This window comes from Streptomyces sp. NPDC025638 (assembly GCF_055558775.1).
In genome coordinates, this window is sequence record NZ_JBVHLX010000012.1 from 336,927 (window position 1) to 359,293 (window position 22,367).

The following is a 22,367-nucleotide window of genomic DNA, read 5'->3' on the forward strand; positions in this document are numbered from 1 at the left end:
GCCCTGCCGCATGGCCCCTGCCGCCGCACCACGGTCGGTCGGATCCGGCGGAGGAGGCGCCGCGGGCGTACGGTCGGAACCATGCGCATTGTCATCGCTGGTGGTCATGGTCAGATCGCACTGAGGCTGGAGCGGCTGCTCTCCGCGCGCGGGGACGAGGTCGCGGGGATCATCCGCAAGGCAGAGCAGGGCAACGACCTCCGGGAGGCAGGCGCCGAGCCGGTCCTGCTGGACCTGGAGTCGGTCTCGGTGGAGGAGGTCGCGGCGCATCTGCAGGGCGCGGACGCGGCGGTGTTCGCGGCGGGCGCCGGCCCGGGCAGCGGTGTGGCACGGAAGGAAACCGTGGACAAGGGCGCGGCGACGCTGTTCGCGGACGCGGCCGTCCGCGCGCGCGTACGTCGTTTCGTGGTCGTCTCCTCGCTGGGCGCGGATCCCGCGCACCAGGGCGACGACGTCTTCGACGCGTATCTGCGGGCCAAGGGCGAGGCCGACGCGTACGTGAGCCGACTGGACGCCCTCGACTGGACGATCCTGCGCCCCGGTTCCCTGACGAACGACGCCGGCACGGGCCTCGTACGCCTGGAGGCGCACACCGGCCGCGGCATGATCCCGCGTGACGACGTGGCCGCCGTACTGGCGGAACTGGTCGACACCTCGGCGACGGCCGGTCTGGTCCTGGAGCTGATCGGCGGGTCGACCCCGGTGTCGGTGGCGGTGAAGTCGGTGGCCGGGAACTGAGGCCCTACGCCCGGCCTGTGACGCACCTCACCCGCGCAAAAGTCGAGGCTGCGGCGCTACAGGTAACCTCCAGCCACCTCGCAGGTAAATTCCAGCCAGCCAGCAGGTAAAGTCCCACCACCCTCTTGAGAGAACATCCATACGCATCGGCTTCCGGCCCGCGGTCATCTCATCGCGCCGGTCAGCGAGTCCGTGCTCGGGGATGTTGAGTTGCCTGGAGCCCGCGAAGTGTCAGCATCGCCCTTGCCCGCTCGGTTGCGCACCGCGGCGGCACGCCTCCTCCTGCCCACGGTGCTCGCCCTGTCGTACGCCGTACAGGCAGCGGGCGCCTTCCTCCCCAGCGTCCCCCTGCTCGCGGGCGCCACCGCCGTCGGGCTGGCGGCGGACTTCGCGCTGCACCGCTGGCAGCGGAACCTGGCCGCCGCCCTCGGCAAGCTGCACGCGACCGTGTTCGTGCGCCAGGTCGTCCGGGACCTGCTGATGGTGGCCGGCCTGATCGTCATCGAGGATCAGGACTACGAGCAGAAGTACCTGGCTCTCGTCAGCGGTCTGCTGATCTTCTACGCCCTGCATTTCGCGTGCCAGGCGGTGGCGATCCTCGTACGCCGCACCCGCACACTGCCCGTGGTGACCCGGAACATCGACGCCTCGCCGCTGCGGCTGAGCCCCGCTCCTCCGGCGCTGCTGATGCAGCGCTCCGGGCAGCGGTTCCTCATGTTCAGCCTGCCCTCGACGGCCGGCCTGCTGACCGACGCGGCGGGTGGCTCGACCCGGTGGGCCGCTGCGGGAATCGCCGTGTCCGCCGCCCTCGCGGCGGTGGCCGTCGGGATGCTGCTGCTGCGACTGCGCCCGGGACGCGGGCCGGTGACGAGCGAACAGGCGCTGGAGTGGTTCGAGTCCTGGCTCACGGAGTACCGGCCGACGGTGGGCATGTACTTCTCCGGCGGCACGAGCTCGGCCTACCAGGCGAACATGTGGCTGGAGCCGCTGGCCCGGCTGGAGGGCCGTCCGCTGATCGTGCTGCGCGAGCGCTTCATGGTGCGGAAGATCGCCTCCACCGACATCCCGATCGTGTGTCTGCCGAAGGTCGCCGACCTGATGCGGCTGGAGCACTCGACGCTGAAGATGCTGATCCACCCGTCGAACTCGGGGAAGACCTCGCAGGTGCTGCGGATCCCCACCATCAAGCACGCGTTCGTCAACCACGGCGAGAGCGACAAGCTGTCCAGCTGCAATCCGTACGCGAAGGCGTACGACGAGGTGTGGGTGGCCGGTCCCGCGGCGCGCGAGCGGTACGCCCTGGCGAACGTGGGTGTCGACGACCGGGACGTCGTGGAGATCGGACGCCCGCAGCTGGACGCGATCGCGCCGTACGCCGGTGCGCCCACGGGCTCGTACACCACCGTTCTCTACGCCCCCACGTGGGAGGGCTGGGACGGCAACCCGGGCAACACCTCGGTGATCGAGGCAGGCGAGAACATCGTCCGCGCCCTCCTGGCCGATCCGGGGGTCCGGCTCCTGTACAAGCCGCACCCGCTGACCGGCTCGGTCGAACCCCGGGCGGCGGCCGCGAACACCCGGATCCAGGAGATGATCCGCGCCGCGAACGTCGTACGTACCGCGGAACACCCCGCGGAGCGGCCCGCGCCCGCCGCGGCGGAGGAACTGGCCCGCCGGACGGCCGAACTCGACCGTCTGACCACGTCCGCGTTCCGGGAGAGCGCGGACGACGCGGAGCGGATGCTGCTCCAGTCCGTCCCGGAGCCCGGCCGGGCCGCGGCCGTGGCCGCAGCGACCGCCGCCTGGGAGACCGCGTACTGGGCCTCGTTCCCGGCGTGGGAGCACCGGATCATCACCGAGGCACGGCCGACCGTCTATGCCTGCTTCAACGTCGCCGACGTGCTGGTCAGCGATGTCTCCAGCGTCATATCCGACTATCTGGAGAGCGAGAAGCCCTACGCGGTCGCCAACACCAGCGGCCTTGCCGAGCAGGACTTCCGCGACACGTTCCCCACGGTCCGGGCAGGCGCCGTCCTCACTCCGGACGCCTCCGGCATACCGGCCCTGCTGGAGTCCGTGCGCCACCCCGAGCAGGACACCTACGCCGAGGCCCGCACCGAGCTCAAGCTGCACCTGCTCGGCCCCTCCGACCCGCCGTCCGTCGTCCGCTTCAACGAGGCGGCCCGCGCGCTGAGCGCGAAGGCCGAGGAACACCGGGCGGGCATGGCCGTACGAGCGCTCGCGGCGATCCCGAGCCAGCGAGGGTCCGGGGCACCACTGGACAGCGAGCCCCTCAAGGGCTGAGCCGCAGGGTGAGTACGCCGTAGCAGCAGTACCGCCTGGAGGAGTACCGCCCGGGCCACAACTCGGGCGGTACGTCCGCCATGCGGGCCGCTCGTCTCTCGGTCGGACCAGCGGACGATGAGGTCGTCGGACCGGCCGTTGGAGTCGCAACTCAGCTGAGTTGAGTACGGGGGCTCATGCGCGTCACCACCGGCCGCGGCACCCTGCACCCATGACCGACACCGTTTCAGCCCCGGAACGCCGGCGCCCCTGGTCGCGCAGAACACGCCTGGGCGTGGACCTCGCCCTCGCGATCCCACTTTTCTTGTTGGAGACCGCGTGGCTGGTGCTGGACTGGATATACGGCGTCGGCCTGGAGGTATGGGCAGCGCAAGGCGACCAAGCACGGATCGACGCGGCCGACCTCGCGCACATCGAGCGGGTACGGATGCTGCTGATCGCCGTACTCGTCCTGGCAGTTCTCGCGGGAATCTTCCGTGCCCGCTGGACCGTGATCGCACACCTGCTGGTGGCCCTCCTGGCAGGCGGAGTGCTGGCGGCCGCGCGGCATGAGTGGGACAACAGCCACTCCCCGTCGCCCGGTTGCATCCGCTACAGCGCGAGCTGCTGAGACAACCGGGCACGGATCGGGCCACGTTGTCGCCTGTTGCCGGCCCCGGGATCCGCCCGGAACAGTGTGAGACAAGTCACCCTGTTTCGATTCCACTCGAAAGACCGTCCCCGAAAGACCGTCCTCGAACACGAAGAGACCCCCTCCACTCCGCGTTTCCGCAGAGTGGAGGGGGTCATCCCCAGTGTGGCGGCGCCAGGATTCGAACCTGGGAAGGCTGAGCCGGCAGATTTACAGTCTGCTCCCTTTGGCCGCTCGGGCACACCGCCGGGGTTCGCTGCCCGTCGCACCGCTTTTCGGCGGTGCTCCCTGGCAACGACGTAAACAATACCCGATGCACAGGGGTGCTTCGCCACTCGATTGATCGGCACTCTCGGGGCGCGGGATGGCTAGGCTGGTGCGGATGCGGACCGGCCCTGTGCCGGGGTCGGCGGCCACCCCCACGCACGCCGACACGCACCCGATACGCACCCGATACGCACCCGATACGCACCCGGATACAAGGAGCCACAGGACATGGCCGACTCCAGTTTCGACATCGTCTCGAAGGTCGAGCGGCAGGAGGTCGACAACGCCCTCAACCAGGCCGCCAAGGAGGTCTCTCAGCGCTACGACTTCAAGGGTGTGGGCGCCTCGATCGCCTGGTCCGGCGAGAAGATCCTGATGCAGGCGAACTCCGAGGAGCGGGTCAAGGCGATCCTCGACGTCTTTCAGTCCAAGCTGATCAAGCGGGGCATCTCACTGAAGGCGCTGGACGCGGGCGAGCCCCAGCTCTCCGGCAAGGAGTACAAGATCTTCGCGTCGATCCAGGAGGGCATCTCCCAGGAGAACGCGAAGAAGGTGGCGAAGATCATCCGCGACGAGGGCCCCAAGGGTGTGAAGGCCCAGGTCCAGGGCGAGGAACTGCGGGTCAGCTCCAAGAGCCGCGACGACCTGCAGGCCGTGATCGCGCTCCTGAAGGGCCAGGACTTCGACTTCGCACTGCAGTTCGTGAACTACCGGTAGTCCCCGGCGGCGAGCACGAGGAAGGGTGGGCACCAGGCGGTGCCCACCCTTCTCGCTGCCGGCTGCGGTCCCAGAGGTGCGCTCAGTCGCGCGAGTTGCCGAACAGGATGCGGTAGAGGATCAGCAGGACCAGTGAGCCGCCGATGGCGGCGGCCCAGGTGGCACCGTCGTAGAAGTTCTTGGTGATCGGGTGGTCCAGCCAGCGGGCCGAAATCCAGCCCCCGATGAACGCGCCCGCGACGCCGATGAGTGTCGTGCCGATGAAGCCGCCGGGATCACGGCCCGGCAGCAGGAATTTCGCGATGGCTCCGGCCAACAGTCCCAGGATGATCCAACCGATGATGCTCATACCGTGAACCTGCCCTCTCGCGCTGTGTCCGCACTGTCCCGGCCCTGTGATCTGCGTCCGGGCCGGCTGTGCCGCGCAGTCCGCGCCGTGCGGTGGTCCGGGGTGTCCGTCGCGCGCGTGTTCGTGCCTTGTCGATGGCGAGGACGCCACCGGTACACCGGGCGGTTGCAGCGATCAGTAGGGTGCGGCGCATGACAAGCCCCGAATCCTCTCTGCGACGCACCCTGGGGGTGCGGGACGCTGTGGTCGTCGGGCTCGGCTCGATGATCGGGGCGGGCGTCTTCTCCGCCCTCGGGCCCGCGGCCCGCGCGGCCGGATCGGGGCTGCTCGTGGGGCTGGCCCTCGCGGCCGTCGTGGCCTATTGCAACGCCATGTCCTCGGCGCGGCTGGCCGCCCGGTATCCGGCGTCGGGCGGGACGTACGTGTACGGGCGGGAGCGGCTCGGGGACTTCTGGGGGTACCTCGCGGGCTGGGCCTTCGTCGTCGGGAAGACGGCCTCCTGCGCCGCCATGGCGCTCACCGTGGGCACATACGTCTGGCCGGGGCAGGCGCATGCGGTGGCCGTCGCGGCGGTGGTGGCGCTGACCGCGGTGAACTACGGCGGTATCCAGAAGTCCGCCTGGCTCACCCGGGTGATCGTGGCGGTGGTGCTGGCGGTCCTCGCCGCCGTCGTGGTGGTGTGCCTCGCCTCCGGGCGGTCCGACGCCGGGCGGCTGGACGTCGGGGTCTCGACGGGCGTGGGCGGGGTGCTTCAGGCGGCGGGGCTGCTGTTCTTCGCGTTCGCCGGGTACGCACGGATCGCCACCCTCGGCGAGGAGGTACGGGATCCGGCACGCACCATTCCCCGCGCGATCCCGCTGGCGCTGGGCATCACGTTCGCGGTGTACGCGGGCGTGGCCGTCGCCGTCCTCTCCGTGCTGGGCGCCGACGGTCTCGGGCACGCGAGCGCGCCGCTGGCCGACGCGGTGCGGGCGGCCGGGGTCTCGGGGCTGGTGCCCGTGGTGCGGGTGGGGGCCGCGGTGGCGGCGCTGGGATCGCTGCTCGCGCTGATCCTGGGCGTGTCCCGGACGACGCTGGCGATGGCCCGCGACCGTCATCTGCCCGCCGCCCTGGCCGCGGTGCATCCGCGCTTCCAGGTGCCGTACCGGGCCGAGTTGGCCGTGGGCGCGGTCGTCGCGGTGCTGGCCGGGACCGTGGACGTCCGGGGCGCCATCGGCTTCTCGTCGTTCGGCGTGCTGGCCTACTACGCGGTGGCCAACGCCGCTGCCTGGACGCTGAGCCCGGCTCCCCTGTCGCGCGCGCTGCCGGCTCTGGGCCTGCTGGGGTGCGTGACCCTGGCGTTCGCGCTGCCGGTCGCCTCGGTGGTGGCCGGGGCGGCCGTACTGGCGGTGGGGGCGGGGGCCTTCGGCGTACGGCGGTGGGTGGCGGCCCGAGCCCGATAGGAAGGGCAGGAGGGGCGCGAAGGCGGCCTCCCGGAGGAAGGGCGCGAAGACGGCTTCCCGACCCGCCCCTCAGGACCCCGGTCCCCGCGCGGTCAGCGCGTCGCGAACGGCTGGTCCGTCGGCACGATCTCGCGGCCCAGCGGGAGCAGCGATACGGGGATCAGCTTGAAGTTGGCGATGCCGAACGGGATCCCGATGATCGTGATGCACAGCAGCACGCCGGTGACGATGTGGGCGATGGCCAGCCACCAGCCGGCGAGGACCAGCCACAGGACGTTGCCGATGCAGGAGCCGGCTCCGGCGTCACGGCGCTCGACCGTCGTGTATCCGAAGGGCCACAGGGCGTAGACGCCGATGCGGAAGGCCGCGATGCCGAACGGGATGCCGATGATCGTGATGCACAGAAGTACGCCCGCGAGCAGATACCCCAGGAACAGCCAGAACCCGCTCAGGACGAGCCAAATGACGTTCAGGATGGTCTTCACTGGTTGCGACCTGCCATCTTCTCTAGCCGAGCGATCCGGTCCGCCATCGGCGGGTGCGTCGAGAACATCTTGGTCAGTCCCTGGCCCGGACGGAAGGGGTTCGCGATCATCATGTGGCTCGCGGTCTCGATCCGGGGCTCGGGGGGCAGCGGGAGCTGCTTGGTGCCGGCGTCCAGCTTGCGCAGGGCGCCGGCGAGGGCGAGCGGGTCACCGGTGAGCTGGGCGCCCGAGGCGTCCGCCTCGTACTCCCTGGAGCGGCTGATGGCCAGCTGGATGAGGGAGGCCGCGAGCGGGCCCAGGATCATGATCAGCAGCAGGCCGAGCAGGCCGGGGCCGTCGTCGTCGTCCGAGCGGCCGATCGGGATGAGCCAGGCGAAGTTGACCAGGAACATGATCACCGAGGCGAGGGCGCCCGCGACGGACGAGATGAGGATGTCGCGGTTGTAGACATGGCTGAGCTCGTGGCCGATGACGCCGCGCAGCTCGCGTTCGTCCAGGATGCGCAGGATGCCCTCGGTGCAGCACACGGCGGCGTTGCGCGGGTTGCGGCCCGTCGCGAAGGCGTTCGGCGCCTCCGTCGGGGAGATGTACAGGCGGGGCATGGGCTGCCGGGCCTGGTTGGAGAGGTCGCGGACGATGCGGTACAGGGCCGGGGCCTCGAACTCGCTCACCGGGCGGGCGCGCATCGCACGCAGTGCCAGCTTGTCGCTGTTCCAGTACGCGTACGCGTTGGTGCCGAGCGCGACCAGGACGGCGACGATCAGGCCAGTGCGGCCGAAGAAGCTGCCGATGACGATGATGAGTGCGGACAGCCCCCCGAGGAGTACTGCCGTCCTGAGCCCGTTGTGCCGGCGGTGCACGGTACGCCCTCCAAGTGGTGCAGCAGGGGAACCCTTTGTCTGCTGAGCTGCTTGCTGGTGTCCGAAGCCACTGGTGCCGTGGTGTCACGTCCAGTGGACCCTCCCGCACTGGTCAACGCCAGGCGGCGGCCACTAGTTCCCTTGTGCGTGCGTTGCCGTGCATGGGCCGCCCGGGTGACGGCAGCCGTCGCCGGCACGCGCGCGTGGGGCGCGGGGCCTGCCCACGCGCGCGTGAGGAGGGCTCAGAACAGGCCGGTGGCCGCGAAGCGCAGCACCAGTTGGGGGGCTCCGGACAGGACGACGCCGAGGACTGCGGTGACGGTGATCGCGGCCGTGAGCGGGGCGGGGACGCGGTGCCTCGCGGGCTCGCCCTCGGGGGCGCGGAACAGCAGGGCCGTCCACTGGAGGTAGTAGAAGAGCGCGATCACCACGTTGACGGCCATGACGACGGCCAGCCAGCCCAGGCCCGCGTCGACGGCCGCCGAGAAGACGGTGACCTTGGCGAACAGGCCGATGATGCCGGGCGGCAGTCCGGCGAGGCACAGCAGGAAGAAGGCCAGGGTCAGCGCGGCGAGGGGGTTCGACGCGTAGAGGCCCCGGTAGTCCGAGATGCGGTTGAGGTGCTTCGTACGGCCCACCAGGGCGGCCACCGCGAAGGCGCCGAGGTTCACCGCGCCGTACATGAGGGCGTAGGCGACGGTGGAGCCGATCGCCTTCTGGCCGTCCTTGACGTACGCGGCGGCGGCGATCGGCACCAGGAGGTAGCCGGCCTGGCCGACTGAGGACCAGGCGAGCAGCCGTACGGCGCTGTACGCGCGCGTGGCCTGCTGGCGCAGGGCGCCGACGTTGCCGACGGTCATGGTGAGGGCGGCGAGCAGGGCGAGTGCCGGTCCCCACACGTCGCCGTACGACGGGAGGGCGACGACGGTGACGAGGATCAGGCCGGAGAAGCCGACCGCCTTGCCGACGACCGACAGGTATGCGGCGACGGGGAGCGGGGCCCCCACATAGGTGTCGGGCACCCAGAAGTGGAAGGGGACGGCGGCCGTCTTGAAGGCGAAGCCGACGAGGGTGAGGACGACCCCGGTCTGGGCGAGCGTGTGGAGCTGCCCGTCGACGTGCTGGATGCGGTCGGCGATCCGGGTCAGGTAGAGGGTGCCCGTGGAGGCGTACACGAAGCTGATGCCCATCAGGCTGACCGCGGTGGCGGTGACCGAGGACAGGAAGAACTTCAGGGCCGCTTCGGAGGACTTGCGGTCGCCGTGCCGGATGCCGACGAGGGCGAACGCGGGCAGGGAGGCGACTTCCAGGGCCACGATGAGCGTGGCGAGGTCGCGGGAGGCGGGCAGCAGGGCGGCGCCGGCCGCCGAGGACAGCAGTAGGAACCAGAACTCCCCTTCGGGGATGTTCCTGCGGGCGTCCTTCAGCGCGGTGACCGACAGCAGGGCGGCGAGGAGGGCGCCGCCGAGGACGAGGAACTGGATGACGAGGGTGAACCGGTCGGCCGTGTAGCTGCACGCGCTCGTGTCGCCGGTGAGGCAGAACGTGCTGCGGTCGCCGTCCAGGAGGGGCAGCAGCAGGAGCGCCGAGACGGCGAGTCCCGCGACGGAGACCCAGCCGAGGACGGCCTTCCTGGCGTCGGGTACGAACAAGTCGGCGACGAGGACGGCGAGTCCGACGACCGCCGCGGCGGTGGGCGGGGCGATCGCGAGCCAGTCGACGGACTGGACCGCCGACGCTGCCAGCGGCTGGGCCAGGGCGCTCATCGGGTGCCTCCTGCGAGGAGCTGCTGCACGGCCGGATCGGTCAGGCCGAGGAGGACCTTCGGCCACAGTCCGGCGACGACGGTGAGGGCGACGAGCGGGGTCCAGGCCGCGAACTCGTACGTGTGTACGTCGGCGAGCTTCGGCATGTCCTGCGGTACGGCGCCCATGCAGACGCGGCGGACCACGATCAGCATGTACGCGGCGGTCAGCAGCGTGCCGAACACGGCGATGGACATGAACGTGAGGAACGCGGGCCGGCTGAGGTCGGCCGCGGGGTTGAACGCGCCGAACATGGCCAGCATCTCGCCCCAGAATCCGGCCAGGCCCGGCAGGCCGAGCGAGGCGACCGCGGCGAAGGCCAGCAGACCGCCCAGGCGCGGGGCCTTGCCGTACAGCGCGGCGCCCGTCTCCTCGGCCAGGGCGTCGAGGTCGGTCGTGCCCGTGCGGTCCTTCAGCGCGCCGACCACGAAGAAGAGGAGGCCGGTGATGAGGCCGTGCGCGATGTTGGCGAACAGCGCCCCGTTCACGCCGGTCGGGGTCATGGTCGCGATGCCGAGCAGGACGAAGCCCATGTGGCCGACGGAGGAGTAGGCGATGAGCCGCTTGAGATCGCCCTTCGCGCCCTGTTTGGCGAGGGCCAGGCAGGCCAGGGACCCGTAGATGATCCCGACGACGGCGAAGGCGGCGAGGTAGGGCGCGAAGGTGCGGAAACCGTCCGGCGCGACCGGCAGCAGGATGCGGACGAACCCGTACGTGCCCATCTTCAGCAGCACGCCGGCCAGCAGGACCGAGCCGACGGTCGGCGCGGCGGTGTGCGCGTCCGGCAGCCAGCTGTGCAGCGGCCACATCGGGGTCTTGACCGCGAGCCCGATCCCGATCGTCAAAACGGCGATGACCTGCACGGATGTGGTCAGCGACCGGCCGTTGTCAGTGGCGAGTGCCACCATGTCGAATGTGCCCGCCTTGATTCCGATCAGGAGCAGGCCGAGCAGCATGACGACGGAGCCGAGCAGTGTGAAGAGGATGAACTTCCAGGCGGCCCGGGTGCGGCCCTCGCCGCCCCAGCGGGCGATGAGGAAGTACATCGGGATGAGCACCATCTCGAACGCGAGGAAGAACAGCAGCAGATCGAGGACGGCGAAGGTCGCGAGCGTGCCGGACTCGAGGACGAGCAGCAGGGCGACGAAGGCCTTCGGGGTCGGCCCCGCGGGCATCTTGAAGTAGGAGTACAGCGCGCACAGGAAGGTCAGCAGCGCGGTCAGGACCAGAAGGGGGAGGGAAATGCCGTCGATGCCGAGGTGGATCCGCACGTCGAGTGCGGGGATCCAGCTGATGTCGGTCGTGGCCTGCATCTTCGACGGCTGGTCGTGGTCGAAGCCGAGCGCGAGGGCGATCGCGGCGACGAGGATCGCGCCGGTGACGGTCACTCCGTGCCGGAGCACCGCCTGCTCGGGCGACTTCCCCTTCAGTCCGGGCGGGGCGGGCAGGAGAGCGGCGACGGCGCCGAGAAGCGGGCCGACGACGACGAATGCCAGAAGGAACTGCATCACGGACTCGTTGATATCGATCACGGCTGCTCACGCTCCCGTGGCGACGAGGAGGACGGCGACCGTCAGGACGACGGTGCCGGCGAGCAGCGCGCTCACATAGGTCTGCACATTGCCGGTCTGGGCGCGCCGTACGGCGGCACCGAGCAGGCGGGGTAGTTCGGCCGCTCCGCGTACGTAGGTCTCGACGACCTCGCGGTCGAGGAACTGGACGAGGCTCGCTCCGGCCTGGACCGGGCGGACGAACAGCGCCGCGTACACGGCGTCCAGGTGGAAGCCGACGGCCGCGTGCCGGTACAGCGGGCCGAGCAGCAGCCGTCCGGGATCCGCCGGGTCGGGCGCGTAGGCCACGTCGCCGTAGGCGGGCTTGTGGGTGGCGATGGCCTCCGCCTCGACGAGCCCGGCGTCGCCCTCGGGATGGGCGGCGACGGCGCCCAAGGGGACTCGGGCAGCGAGTGCGGTGGTGTGCTGCCAGGCGCCGTAGGTGACGAGGACGCCGACCAGGGCGAGGCCCGTGCCGAGGATCGTGGTGACCGGGGTCGGGTTCAGTTCGCGGCCGTCGAACCAGTCGGGCAGCACGCGGTAGGCGAGCCCGCCCATGGCGATCGACGGGACGGCGAGGACCCACAGCACGAGGGTCATCGTCAGGGGCTGCTTTCCGTGGTCCGGGGCCTCGGCCCCGCGTCCGCGGAAGGCGAGCAGCCACAGGCGGGTCGCGTAGGCGGCGGTGAGCAGGGCCGTGATCAGACCGGCGACGAGGACGATCCAGCCGGCGCTCCCGGGAGCGTGCTCGGTGTGGCCGGTGGCGACGTGCTCGGCGGCGCCGAGGACGGACTCCTTGGAGAAGAAGCCGCTGAACGGCGGGATGGCGGCGAGCGCGAGGAGCGCCACGGTCATCGTCCAGAAGGCGTCGGGGACGCGGTCGCGCAGATGGCCCATGCGGTGCATGGCGGCCAGCGAGTTGGTGCCGGCGGCGTGGATGATCACGCCGGCCGCGAGGAACAGCAGCGCCTTGAAGGCGCCGTGGGACAGGAGGTGGAAGACGGCGGCACCGCGGTCGCCGACGGCCAGGGCGCCGGTCATGTAGCCGAGTTGGCCGATGGTCGAGTAGGCCAGGACCCGTTTGATGTCGTCCTGGGCGAGTGCGGCCAGGCCCGAGCCGGCCATGGTGACGGCGGCCATGACGGCGAGTACGACCATCGCGGCCGCGGAGGCCTGGAAGACCGGGAGGAGACGGGCGACGAAGTAGACACCGGCGGCGACCATCGTCGCGGCGTGGATCAGCGCGGAGACGGGGGTCGGACCGGCCATCGCGTCGGGGAGCCAGGTGTGCAGCGGGAACTGCGCCGACTTGCCCGCGACGCCCGACAGGAGCAGCAGGGCGATCAGGGTCGGGTGGTCGAGTCCGCCGCTCGCGACGGTCCCGAGCACCTTGGTGATCTGGAACGAACCGGCGTCGGTGGCCAGCGCGAACAGGCCGATCAGGAAGGGGACGTCACCGAGCTTGGTGACCAGGAAGGCCTTGATGGAGGCGGCGCGGGCCTCCGGGGTCTCCCAGTAGTGGCCGACCAGGAAGTAGGAGCAGATGCCCATGACTTCCCAGCCGACCAGCAGCACGATCAGGTCGCCGGAGTAGACGACCAGGAACATCGCGGAGGTGAACAGGGAGACGAGGGCGGCGTAGGAGGGGTAGCGCGGGTCGTCCCGCAGGTAGCCGGTCGAGTAGATCTGCACACAGGTGGCGACGACGCCGACGAGGATGGCCACGAGGGCGGCGAAGCCGTCGATGTACAGGGCCAGTTCGATCGGGATGGAGCCGGTCGGCGTGAGTTCGGTGTGGGCGGTGACGGCCGTACCGCCGCCCTGGCGCACGGCGACCAGCACTGTCAGCACCAGTGCGGCGAAGGTCGGCAGGACGGCGAGTGGGCGGACGAATCCGGGGGCCGTGCGGCCCAGCAGCAGGCCGGCGACGGCACCCAGGAACGGCAGGAGGGGGACGAGGACGGCGAGGGTGGTCGTGGTCACGCGGTGGCCTCTGCCTTCTCGGCCGCGAGGGCGTCGCTGTCGGGGCCGTCGGCCTCGGGGCCCTCGGCGGTGTCGCGGAGGCGGTCGATGTCGGAGGTGCCGCGGTTGCGGTAGACGGCGAGGACGATCGCCAGGCCGATGCCGATCTCGGCGGCGGCGATGGCGATGGTGAACAGGGTCAGGGCCTGGCCGGAGTGCAGGGTCTCCTGGGCGGCCTTGCTGAGCCACACGTCGAAGGCGACCAGGTTGAGGTTGACGGCGTTGAGCATCAGCTCGACGGACATCAGGACCAGGATCGCGTTGCGGCGGGCGAGGACGCCGTACAGGCCGGTGCAGAAGAGGAGGGCGGAGAGCACGGCGGGATAGGCGAGGTGCATCAGCGGACACCTTCCTTGTCTGCCTGGCCGCTGCGGCTGCCGGGGACCTGTCCGCCGGCCGGGGTGGCCGCGTCCGCCTTCGCCTTGCGGGACAAGACGATCGCGCCGACCAGCGCGGCGAGGAGGAGGACGGAGAGCGCTTCGAAGGGCAGGACCCAGTTCTGGAAGAGGCTCTGGCCGGTGACCTTGGTCGAGCCGGCGGCGGCGCCGGCCAGGTCTATCCAGGTCGTGCGGAAGGCGTCGACGACCACCCAGACCAGGGCGGCCGCGGCGGCGCCGGCCACGGTGAGGGCGGCCCAGCGGTTGCCGGAGTCGGCGTCCGGGGAGCGGCCGATGGGGGCCTTGGTGAGCATCAGGCCGAACAGGAGGAGGACGACGATGGAACCGACGTAGATGAGGACCTGCACCCAGGCGATGAACTCGGCGGTGAGCAGGAGGTACTCGACGGCCAGGCCGCCGAGGGCGACGACGAGCCACAGGGCGGCGTGCACCAGTTGCCGGGTGGTGACGGTGACCAGGGCGGCGCCGAGGGTGACCAGGCCGACGAGGAGGAAGGCGATCTCGACACCGTTCGGGGAGAGGAAGCCGTGGGGTGCGGCGGCGAGGCTCACGCGTCCCCCTCCTGAGGCTCGGCCTGCGCGGCCGCGAGCTTCTCCGCGCTCTTGCGGGCGGCGGAGAGTTCCTTCGGTTCCTCCGCGGCGGAGTCGAGGGCGGGCGGGGCCGGGACGGTCCACATCCACTCGCGGAGTTTGTCGCGCTCATGGGTGAGTTCGCGGATGTCGGTCTCGGCGTACTCGAACTCGGGGGACCAGAACAGGGCGTCGAAAGGACAGACCTCGATGCAGATACCGCAGTACATGCACAGGGAGAAGTCGATGGCGAAGCGGTCGAGGACGTTGCGGCTGCGCTCGCGGCCGCCGGGGGCCGCCGCCGGGACCGTCTCCTTGTGGGAGTCGATGTAGATGCACCAGTCGGGGCACTCGCGGGCGCACAGCATGCAGACCGTGCAGTTCTCCTCGAACAGGCCGATGACGCCGCGGGTGCGGGGCGGCAGTTCGGGCTGGACGTCCGGGTACTGCTCGGTGACCGTCTTCTTGGTCATCGTGCGCAGGGTGACGGCCAGGCCCTTGGCGAGGCCGGAGCCTGGGAAGGGGGACATCAGGAGATCACCACCTTGACGATGCCGGTGAGGGCGATCTGGGCGAGGGAGAGGGGGACGAGGAGGGTCCAGGAGAGCTTCTGAAGCTGGTCCTCGCGCAGGCGGGGGTAGGTGACGCGGAGCCAGATGACGACGAAGGCGAGGATCGCGGTTTTCAGCAGGGTCCAGAGCCAGCCGAGGCCTTCGGCGCCCCAGGGGCCGTGCCAGCCGCCCAGGAAGAGGACGGTGGTCAGGCCGCACAGGACGATGATGCCCGCGTACTCGGCAAGGAGGAACAGGGCGAAGCGGAGACCGGTGTACTCGGTGTAAGCGCCGAAGATGATCTCCGAGTCGGCGACGGGCATGTCGAACGGCGGCCGCTGCAGCTCCGCGAGGCCGGCCACGAAGAACACGATCGCGCCGGTGATCTGCCAGGGCAGCCACCACCAGTGGAAGGCGCTGACGATGCCGGGGAGGGAGACCGTGCCGGCCGCCATCGCCACCGAGGCGGCGGCGAGGAGCATCGGGAGTTCGTAGGCGAGGAGCTGGGCGGCGGTGCGCAGGCCGCCGAGGAGGGAGAACTTGTTGGCGCTGGCCCAGCCGGCCATCAGCGAGCCGAGGACGCCGACGCCCATCACCGCGAGCACGAAGAAGATGCCCGCGTCGAGGACCTGGCCGACCGCGCCCTCGCCGGGGCCGATCGGGATGGCGAGCAGGACGAGCAGGTACGGCAGGAGCGCCACGGCCGGGGCGAGTTGGAAGATACGGCGGTCCGCGCCGGCCGGGACGACGTCCTCCTTCTGCGCGAACTTCACGCCGTCGGCGATGAGCTGGGCCCAGCCGTGGAAGCCACCGGCGTACATCGGGCCGAGGCGGCCCTGCATGTGGGCCATCACCTTGTGCTCGGTCTGGCCGACGATCAGCGGAAAGGTGAGGAAGACGACGAAGACGGCCAGAAGTCGCAGGGTGACGTCGAGCGCGTCGTTCACTGCGGGCCTCCGGTGCGGTCGTCACGGTTCTGTTCTTCAAGGGCGGGGCCGGCCGCGGGGGCCTGCTCCCCGGGGGGCGGCTCTTCCGGTTCGGGGACCGGAGAGGCCGACTCTTCTTGCGCGGGAGCCTCGGCGGGCCGGCCTTCGGGTGCGGGCGGCTCAGCCGCTGACGCCTCGGAGGCCGACTGCCCGGACGCTGACGCCTCGGAGGCCGACTGCCCGGACGCGGGCGCCTCGGGTGCCAGCTCCTCAGGTGTGGCCGACTCGCGCCTCGGTTCCTCGCGCGGGCCGCTGGGTTCGGGCTTCGTCGACGGGGCCTCAGTGGGCTCCGGTGACGTGCTCGTGCTCGTGGGCGTGGACGTTGCCTCCGGCTCACGCTCCGGCTCCGCCTTGGGCTCCGTCTCCGCCTTGGGCTCCGGCTCCGGCATCGCCTCGTCGAAAGCCGGGCGGGCGTGGTGCCAGGGCGCGTCCGAGCCGCGGGCGGCGGTGGGGCGTGCGGACGACCGGGTGGGGGCACCCGGTGCCGATGGTTCTGCCGACGCCGCGCGTGGTTCTGCCGACGCCGCACGCTGCGAGGCCGAGCCACCCGACGCGCTCCGCGCCCGGCGCGGCCCCGCGGCAGCCGCGGACTCCGCCGCTCCCGTCGGCTCCGGCTGCTCGGTCGGCTCGGTCGGCGCAGTCGGCTCGGTCGGCTCGGTCGGCGCAGTCGGCTCGGTCGGCGCGGTCGGCGAAGGCTGCTGCTGTGACGAAGTCGGCTCCTGGACCCTCTGGGACGCGGAACCCTCGCTCGCGCTGCGGGCCCTGCGTGCGGGACCGGTCGGGGTGGCGGTCTCGGCGGCCGGCGTCTCCGGTGTCGGGGTCTGGCTGGCCGAGCCCTGTGCCGCCGTGCGGGCACGTCGTACCGGCCGATCCCCCGCCGCGCGGGCGGGGCGCTCGCCCGCGGTGGCGCGGGCCGGGCGGGCCGGGGCAGGGGGAAGCTGGCCCTTCAGGGGGCCCCACTCGTTGGGGTCGGGGACGCCCGGCGGCAGCATCTGGCGGCGCTTGGGGCCGCCGTGGTCGGACTCGCCCGGTTCCTTCGCGCCGGGCCAGGCCTTGGCGACGCGTGACGCGAGGACGAAGTCCTTGCGGAGAGGGTGGCCCTCGAAGGTCTCCGGGAGGAGGAGGTGGCCCAGGCCGGGGTGGCCCTCGAAGTCGACGCCGAACATCTCGTGCGTCTCGCGTTCGTGCCAGCGCGCGCCCGCGTAGACGCCGACGGCGGATGCCAGGACCGGGGTCTCGTGCGGGACCGTCGTGCGCAGCAGCAGACGGCGGACCGGGAACAGGGCGACGACGTGCGCCGAGACGCGGAAGCCCGTGCCCGGTTCGTCGACCGCGCTCAGCCAGTCGAAGTAGGTGCAGGACAGGGTCGTACGGGCCGTCTCCAGGGCGGTGAGCCAGGACGACGGCGGGACGTCCACCGTCAGGACCTCGTACGACTCCTCGGCCGTGGCCTCCGCGCCGAAGAGGTCTTCGACGGGGGCGGGCAGCCAGCCGACGGTGGTCATCTCGCGTCCCCCTCGGCAACGGGCGCCTTCACCAGGGGGCTCTGCAGCGCGGCCGCCGAAGGGCGCGGGGCACCAGTGGCGCCGTACCGCTCCTCCAGGGACTCCCTGGCGATCTTCTCCTGCAGCTTGAGGATCCCCTGGAGCAGCGCCTCGGGGCGCGGGGGGCAGCCGGGGACGTAGACGTCCACCGGGATGATCTGGTCGACGCCCTTGGTGACGGAGTAGGAGTCCCAGTAGGGGCCGCCGCAGTTGGAGCAGGCGCCGAAGGAGATCACGTACTTCGGTTCGGGCATCTGCTCGTAGAGGCGCTTCACCGCGGGGGCCATCTTGTCCGTGACCGTGCCGGAGACAACCATCAGGTCGGCCTGGCGCGGGCCCGGCGCGAAGGGGATCACGCCGAGGCGGATGAAGTCGTGGCGGGCCATCGACGCCGCGATGAATTCGATCGCGCAGCAGGCGAGGCCGAAGTTGAAGACCCAGAGCGAGTAGCGGCGGCCCCAGTTCAGGACCACTTTCATGGGCTCGGGAGCCAGGCGGGCGAGCGCGCCCAGCCGCTTCGGTTCAGGAAGCAGCACCGGCTCGGAGAGCGGAGGAGTCGCATCCGGCGTCGTGTTCGTCACGTCCATGCCAGGACTCCCTTCTTGTATGCGTACAGCAGACCCACGGCGAGGAAGCCGAGGAAGATGAACATCTCCACGAGCGTGGTCGCGCCGTAGCCGGGGGCGGCGAAGACCGTCGCCCAGGGGAACAGGAAGATCGAGTCGACCGCGAAGATCACGTACAGGTAGGCGTAGACGTAGTAGCGGACCTGGGTGTGTGCCCAGCCCTCACCTACAGGATCCACGCCGCACTCGTATGTCAGAAGTTTCTCTGGTGTGGGGACCACCGGCCGCAGCAGGCGTCCCGCGCCGAAGGCGACTCCGACGAAGAGCACGCCCACAAGAGCAAGCAGTCCCACGACCGAATAGGACTGGAAGTACCCCGCCGCGACGGTGGTCGAGCCCCCCAACGTCTCCCGCAACGTCCGTCCCCTCGCTCCCTGACCTGGTGACTTCGGTTAACCCTTGATTCGAACGATCTGTACGCACGGGAGTCTAGGCCCTGATAAAGAGACCGTAAGCAGCCTGTCACGGCGTGAGACGCCAGGGTGGGGTTTTCCCCAGGAGACCCCTGCGGCGAACTTCATGGCGCCATCGCGCGACGCACGGCACGCTAACCGGTATGACCGCTCCCACCCCCTCCGCCGGCGTCGCGCGGGCCGACGGCGACGAACAGCTGCCACCGGTCGGCTTCGCCTATGACCCGCACACCTGGAAGGAGATCGCGCATCTCCTGGCGAACCTGCCGATGACGTTGCTCGGGTTCACCTACGCGGTCACCGCGCTGTTCGTGAGCGGCATGCTGACGGTCACCGTGGTCGGCTTCCCGCTGCTCGCGGGCGCGCTGCTGGGCGCACGGCAGCTGGGGAAGCTGGAGCGGGCGCGGGCCCGCGGGCTGCTCGGGGTGCGGGTGGAGGAGCCGAGTCCGCTGCCGCTCGGCAAGGGCGGCGGGCTGCTGCCGCGGCTGTGGCTGGCGCTGAAGGACCCGGTGGGCTGGCGGACGCTGCTGTACGACCTCATCCGGCTGCCGTGGGGCATCGTCACCTTCGTCACGGTGCTGACCGGCCTGTTCGTGCTCTGGCCGGTGCTGCCGTACATCGTGCGGGGGCTGTCGAACGTGGACCGGGTGATGGTGCGCGGGCTGCTCTCGCCCTCCGACGAGCTGGAACGCCGTATCGCCGAACTGGAGTCCGATCGCGGGGTCGTGGTCGACACCGCGGCCGCCGATCTGCGGCGCATCGAGCGCGATCTGCACGACGGGGCGCAGGCCCGCCTGGTCAACCTGGCCATGGGGCTGGGCCTGGCCAAGGAGAAGCTCCTGGAGGACCACGATTCGGCCGCGGCGATGGTCGCGGAGGCGCACGGCGAGGTGAAGCTGGCGCTCCAGGAGCTGCGCGACCTGGCCCGCGGCATCCACCCCGCCGTACTGACCGACCGTGGTCTGGACGCGGCCCTCTCCTCGGTCGCCTCCCGCTGCACCGTGCCCGTGAAGGTGACCGCCGACCTGGAGTCGAGACCGGCCGCCGCGATCGAGGGCATCGCCTACTTCACCGTCTCCGAGCTGCTGCAGAACATCAGCAAGCACAGCGGGGCGCGGTCCGCCTCGGTCGACGTGTGGCGGGCGGAGGACCGGCTGCTGATCCAGGTGTGGGACGACGGCCGCGGGGGCGCGCGCCTGGACGGCGGCAGCGGGATGCGCGGTCTCGCGGACCGGCTGGGCGCCGTCGACGGCCTCTTCGTCGTCGATTCGCCGCCCGGCGGCCCGACCACGGTCACCGCCGAGCTGCCCTGGCGGGACCGGAGCCAGGCCCCCCACGGGGAGTAGGGAAAACCCCCCGGACAAGACGCCGACGGCCTCCATGGTCCGCGGACCTGCGGCGCAGCAGGGTGAGGGTACGGCAACACAGCCGCCGGACGAGGAGAACGGACGACGCCGATGGCCACGGAGTACGGACAGGGGTACGGGCACCACAGCGGGCCCGGATTCCAGGACGCGGACGAGAGGGAGCGGCACCTGCCCGCCGCTCTGCGGGGTCCGTTCGAGGCACGCAGCTGGCGGGAGTTCGGCTACGTCCTGCTCAGCTTCCCGATCAGCACCGTGTTCTTCGTGTTCGCCGTGACGATGGTGTCGCTCGGGGCGGGCCTGCTGGTGACGTTCCTCGGGATCCCGGTACTGGCGGCGGCGCTGGCCGGCTGCCGCGGCTTCGGGGCGCTTGAGCGGGCGCGGGCCCGCGGGCTGCTCCGCCTCCAGGTGGCCGACCCCGAGCCGCTGCGGATGCGCAAGCCCGGCGCGCTGGCCTGGATGGGCGCGGTCCTGAAGAGTGGCACGTCGTGGCGGCACCTGCTGTACGCGCTGCTGCACTTCCCGTGGGCGGTGTTCTCGTTCGTCGTCGCGGTGAACTTCTGGGCGTACGGCTGGGCGCTGCTGACGTACCCGCTGTGGTTCTGGCTGTTCCCGATGTACGGCGGACAGGGCGGCCTTCAGCTGTACGGCGACGGGACCCACAGCATCTATCTCGACAACCCCTTCGAGATCACCGTCACCGCGCTGGTGGGCCTGCTCTTCACGCTGGCCACGCCGTGGATCGTGCGGGCGCTGACGCTGGTTGACCGGCTGATGGTGCAGGGGCTGCTCGGACCGTCGCAGCTGGCGACGCGGGTGGTGGAGCTGGAGTCCGACCGCGGTGTCGTGGTCGACACGGCGGCCGCCGATCTGCGGCGCATCGAGCGGGACCTGCACGACGGGGCACAGGCGCGGCTGGTGGCGCTGGCCATGGATCTGGGGCTGGCGAAGGAGAAGCTGACGGAGGACCCGAAGGCGGCGGCGCGGATGGTCGAGGAGGCGCACGGCGAGGTGAAGACGGCGCTCCAGGAGCTGCGCGACCTGGCCCGCGGGATCCATCCGGCGGTACTGACGGACCGGGGGCTGGACGCGGCGCTGTCCGCGGTCGCCTCCCGGTGCACGGTGCCGGTGCAGGTCGACGTGGACCTTGAGGAACGGCCGGCGCCGGCCATCGAGGGGATCGCCTACTTCACCGTCTCCGAGCTGCTGCAGAACATCAGCAAGCACTCCCGGGCCCGCCGGGCCACGGTCGATGTGTGGCGGTCCGAGGACCGGCTGATGCTGCAGGTCGCGGACGACGGGGTGGGAGGAGCCGACGTCTCCGCGGGCTCGGGGCTGGCGGGGCTGGCCGAGCGGCTGGACGCCGTGGACGGAATCCTGGTCGTGGACTCCCCGGCCGGCGGACCCACCCGGATCACGGCGGAGCTGCCCTGGCGCCGCTGACGCCTTCGGCCCGGCGGGCCCCACCGCCGGGCCCCACCGTGCCCCTCCCCGGCTGCCGTGGCACGCCCCGACCGCCCCACAACAAGCCGTCCGGGGAGCGGAACCCGACATGCCCCGCGCCCAATCCCGCAGCCCGGGCGCGATGAGGTCCGAATGCTGGAATGCTGGACTTTCGTCAGGGGAGCGCGGAACGAAGACGGGTTGTGGGGGCCGGAAGATCGTGGAGGACAGGGTGCGGGTGGTCATCGCCGAGGACTCAGTGCTGCTCAGGGAGGGCCTGACCCGGTTGCTGACCGACCGGGGGCACGATGTCGTCGCCGGTGTCGGGGACGCCGAGGCACTGATCAAGACCATCGCCGACCTGCACGCGCAGGGCGCGCTGCCGGATGTCGTCGTCGCGGACGTACGGATGCCGCCGACGCACACCGACGAGGGGGTACGGGCCGCGGTGCGGCTGCGCAAGGCGCATCCCGGACTCGGTGTGCTGGTGCTGTCACAGTACGTAGAGGAGCGCTACGCCACCGAACTGCTGGCCGGTTCCAGCCGTGGCGTCGGCTATCTGCTCAAGGACCGGGTCGCAGAGGTGCGGGAGTTCGTGGACGCGGTCGTCCGGGTCGCGCAGGGCGGTACGGCCCTGGACCCCGAGGTCGTCGCGCAGCTGCTCGGGCGCAGCCGCAAGCAGGACGTGCTCGCCGGGCTCACCCCGCGGGAGCGGGAGGTGCTGGGGCTGATGGCCGAGGGACGGACGAACTCGGCGATCGCCAAGCAGCTGGTGGTCAGCGACGGAGCCGTGGAGAAGCACGTCAGCAACATCTTCCTGAAGCTGGGGCTGTCGCCCAGCGACGGGGACCACCGGCGTGTTCTGGCCGTTCTCACCTATCTGAACTCATGAGGACCTGACACTGTGTCAGCGCACACCCGCACGAGAACCGACCAACGCACGGGAGCGTCTCCATAGAAAGCCCCGGGGGGCGAGAAATCATGACAAGTCAGGGCGACGAGTCGTCTCAATGTGCCGTCCATCATGCGAACGGCCGAGGGAAGGCGACCCTAACCGACGTAGGGTTGATCCTGGGAAGGTCCATGGGACGACCAAGCCCGGACAGCCGCCTCGAAGGAGGTCCAGTTCAGTGACCAGCCAGGTCAGCAGGACAGCGGAACAGGCCGACGGAGCCGTCGTAGGAGAGCAGCGGAAACCGCGTGGCGTGAAGGAGATCCATCGCCTCGATCGGGTGATCATCCGGTTCGCGGGGGACTCGGGTGACGGTATGCAGCTCACCGGTGACCGGTTCACGTCCGAGAC

Annotated in this window: 21 protein-coding genes and 1 tRNA gene; 8 read left to right on the plus strand and 14 right to left on the minus strand. The window is 70.9% G+C overall.

The window, feature by feature from the left end; all coding sequences use genetic code 11:
• The first annotated feature begins 81 nt into the window (after positions 1-81).
• From ACZ4EG_RS30045 to ACZ4EG_RS30055, 3 genes are all read left to right on the plus strand, one after another.
• The gene (locus tag ACZ4EG_RS30045; RefSeq protein ID WP_363293624.1) at positions 82-738 is read left to right on the plus strand and encodes an NAD(P)H-binding protein; all 657 of its coding nucleotides are present in this window, start codon (positions 82-84) and stop codon (positions 736-738) included.
• A gap of 228 nt (positions 739-966) precedes the next feature.
• The gene (locus ACZ4EG_RS30050) at positions 967-3,042 is read left to right on the plus strand and encodes a hypothetical protein (protein ID WP_467792780.1); all 2,076 of its coding nucleotides are present in this window, start codon (positions 967-969) and stop codon (positions 3,040-3,042) included.
• A 211-nt stretch (positions 3,043-3,253) separates the two neighbouring features.
• Complete coding sequence (locus ACZ4EG_RS30055) at positions 3,254-3,652, plus strand: DUF6234 family protein (protein ID WP_453560646.1); 399 nt, start codon at positions 3,254-3,256, stop codon at positions 3,650-3,652.
• 187 nt (positions 3,653-3,839) lie between these two features.
• On the opposite strand, the gene ACZ4EG_RS30060 is transcribed toward ACZ4EG_RS30055, so the two are convergent.
• Positions 3,840-3,921: transfer RNA gene (locus ACZ4EG_RS30060), tRNA-Tyr, on the minus strand.
• Between the two features lie 247 nt (positions 3,922-4,168).
• On the opposite strand from ACZ4EG_RS30060, the gene ACZ4EG_RS30065 reads away from it, so the two are divergent.
• Positions 4,169-4,657, plus strand: coding sequence for a YajQ family cyclic di-GMP-binding protein (locus tag ACZ4EG_RS30065; RefSeq protein WP_263211521.1), 489 nt, complete (start codon positions 4,169-4,171; stop codon positions 4,655-4,657).
• Between the two features lie 82 nt (positions 4,658-4,739).
• Here the strand turns inward: ACZ4EG_RS30065 and ACZ4EG_RS30070 are convergent, their stop codons facing one another.
• Positions 4,740-5,006, minus strand: a complete 267-nt coding sequence (locus ACZ4EG_RS30070; protein ID WP_363293592.1) for a GlsB/YeaQ/YmgE family stress response membrane protein — start codon at positions 5,004-5,006, stop codon at positions 4,740-4,742.
• Positions 5,007-5,197: 191 nt separating this feature from the next.
• Here ACZ4EG_RS30070 and ACZ4EG_RS30075 point away from each other — a divergent pair, with 191 nt between their 5' ends.
• Positions 5,198-6,448, plus strand: coding sequence for an APC family permease (locus tag ACZ4EG_RS30075; RefSeq protein ID WP_467792781.1), 1,251 nt, complete (start codon positions 5,198-5,200; stop codon positions 6,446-6,448).
• 92 nt (positions 6,449-6,540) lie between these two features.
• Here ACZ4EG_RS30075 and ACZ4EG_RS30080 read toward each other — a convergent pair whose 3' ends face one another.
• The 12 genes from ACZ4EG_RS30080 to ACZ4EG_RS30135 form a co-directional block, all read right to left on the minus strand.
• Positions 6,541-6,933 carry a YccF domain-containing protein gene (locus ACZ4EG_RS30080; protein WP_467792782.1) on the minus strand — a complete coding sequence of 131 codons (393 nt, stop codon included), beginning with the start codon at positions 6,931-6,933 and terminating at the stop codon, positions 6,541-6,543.
• Positions 6,930-7,793: a zinc metalloprotease HtpX gene (htpX, locus tag ACZ4EG_RS30085; protein WP_453560622.1), complete on the minus strand. Its 864-nt coding sequence runs from the start codon at positions 7,791-7,793 to the stop codon at positions 6,930-6,932. The genes ACZ4EG_RS30080 and htpX overlap by 4 nt, the downstream gene beginning before the upstream one ends.
• Before the next feature lie 242 nt (positions 7,794-8,035).
• Entirely contained in the window at positions 8,036-9,559 is a 1,524-nt protein-coding gene (locus ACZ4EG_RS30090; protein WP_467792783.1) for an NADH-quinone oxidoreductase subunit N, read from the minus strand.
• The gene (locus tag ACZ4EG_RS30095) at positions 9,556-11,130 is read right to left on the minus strand and encodes an NADH-quinone oxidoreductase subunit M (protein ID WP_363293588.1); all 1,575 of its coding nucleotides are present in this window, start codon (positions 11,128-11,130) and stop codon (positions 9,556-9,558) included. The genes ACZ4EG_RS30090 and ACZ4EG_RS30095 overlap by 4 nt, the downstream gene beginning before the upstream one ends.
• Positions 11,131-11,136: 6 nt before the next feature.
• The gene (locus ACZ4EG_RS30100) at positions 11,137-13,131 is read right to left on the minus strand and encodes an NADH-quinone oxidoreductase subunit 5 family protein (protein WP_467792784.1); all 1,995 of its coding nucleotides are present in this window, start codon (positions 13,129-13,131) and stop codon (positions 11,137-11,139) included.
• The gene (gene nuoK, locus ACZ4EG_RS30105) at positions 13,128-13,508 is read right to left on the minus strand and encodes an NADH-quinone oxidoreductase subunit NuoK (RefSeq protein WP_390710269.1); all 381 of its coding nucleotides are present in this window, start codon (positions 13,506-13,508) and stop codon (positions 13,128-13,130) included. Before nuoK ends, ACZ4EG_RS30100 begins: the two co-directional genes overlap by 4 nt.
• Positions 13,508-14,119 (minus strand): NADH-quinone oxidoreductase subunit J family protein, encoded by a 612-nt coding sequence (locus tag ACZ4EG_RS30110; protein WP_453560612.1) that lies wholly within the window; start codon positions 14,117-14,119, stop codon positions 13,508-13,510. The genes nuoK and ACZ4EG_RS30110 overlap by 1 nt, the downstream gene beginning before the upstream one ends.
• A complete protein-coding gene (locus tag ACZ4EG_RS30115; protein ID WP_453560610.1) occupies positions 14,116-14,667 on the minus strand; it encodes a NuoI/complex I 23 kDa subunit family protein in 552 nt (183 codons plus the stop codon). Before ACZ4EG_RS30115 ends, ACZ4EG_RS30110 begins: the two co-directional genes overlap by 4 nt.
• Entirely contained in the window at positions 14,667-15,635 is a 969-nt protein-coding gene (locus ACZ4EG_RS30120; protein WP_467792785.1) for a complex I subunit 1/NuoH family protein, read from the minus strand. Before ACZ4EG_RS30120 ends, ACZ4EG_RS30115 begins: the two co-directional genes overlap by 1 nt.
• Complete coding sequence (locus ACZ4EG_RS30125; RefSeq protein WP_467792786.1) at positions 15,632-17,179, minus strand: NADH-quinone oxidoreductase subunit C; 1,548 nt, start codon at positions 17,177-17,179, stop codon at positions 15,632-15,634. Before ACZ4EG_RS30125 ends, ACZ4EG_RS30120 begins: the two co-directional genes overlap by 4 nt.
• Complete coding sequence (locus ACZ4EG_RS30130) at positions 17,176-17,805, minus strand: NADH-quinone oxidoreductase subunit B (RefSeq protein WP_453560601.1); 630 nt, start codon at positions 17,803-17,805, stop codon at positions 17,176-17,178. The genes ACZ4EG_RS30125 and ACZ4EG_RS30130 overlap by 4 nt, the downstream gene beginning before the upstream one ends.
• A complete protein-coding gene (locus tag ACZ4EG_RS30135) occupies positions 17,796-18,200 on the minus strand; it encodes an NADH-quinone oxidoreductase subunit A (protein ID WP_467792787.1) in 405 nt (134 codons plus the stop codon). Before ACZ4EG_RS30135 ends, ACZ4EG_RS30130 begins: the two co-directional genes overlap by 10 nt.
• A gap of 200 nt (positions 18,201-18,400) precedes the next feature.
• Between ACZ4EG_RS30135 and ACZ4EG_RS30140 the strand changes: the two genes are divergently transcribed.
• The 3 genes from ACZ4EG_RS30140 (at position 18,401) to ACZ4EG_RS30150 (ending at position 21,956) form a co-directional block, all read left to right on the plus strand.
• Entirely contained in the window at positions 18,401-19,603 is a 1,203-nt protein-coding gene (locus ACZ4EG_RS30140) for a sensor histidine kinase (protein ID WP_467792788.1), read from the plus strand.
• A gap of 111 nt (positions 19,604-19,714) precedes the next feature.
• Positions 19,715-21,064 (plus strand): sensor histidine kinase, encoded by a 1,350-nt coding sequence (locus ACZ4EG_RS30145; protein ID WP_467792789.1) that lies wholly within the window; start codon positions 19,715-19,717, stop codon positions 21,062-21,064.
• 232 nt (positions 21,065-21,296) lie between these two features.
• A complete protein-coding gene (locus ACZ4EG_RS30150; RefSeq protein WP_363294333.1) occupies positions 21,297-21,956 on the plus strand; it encodes a response regulator transcription factor in 660 nt (219 codons plus the stop codon).
• Positions 21,957-22,367: the final 411 nt, after the last annotated feature.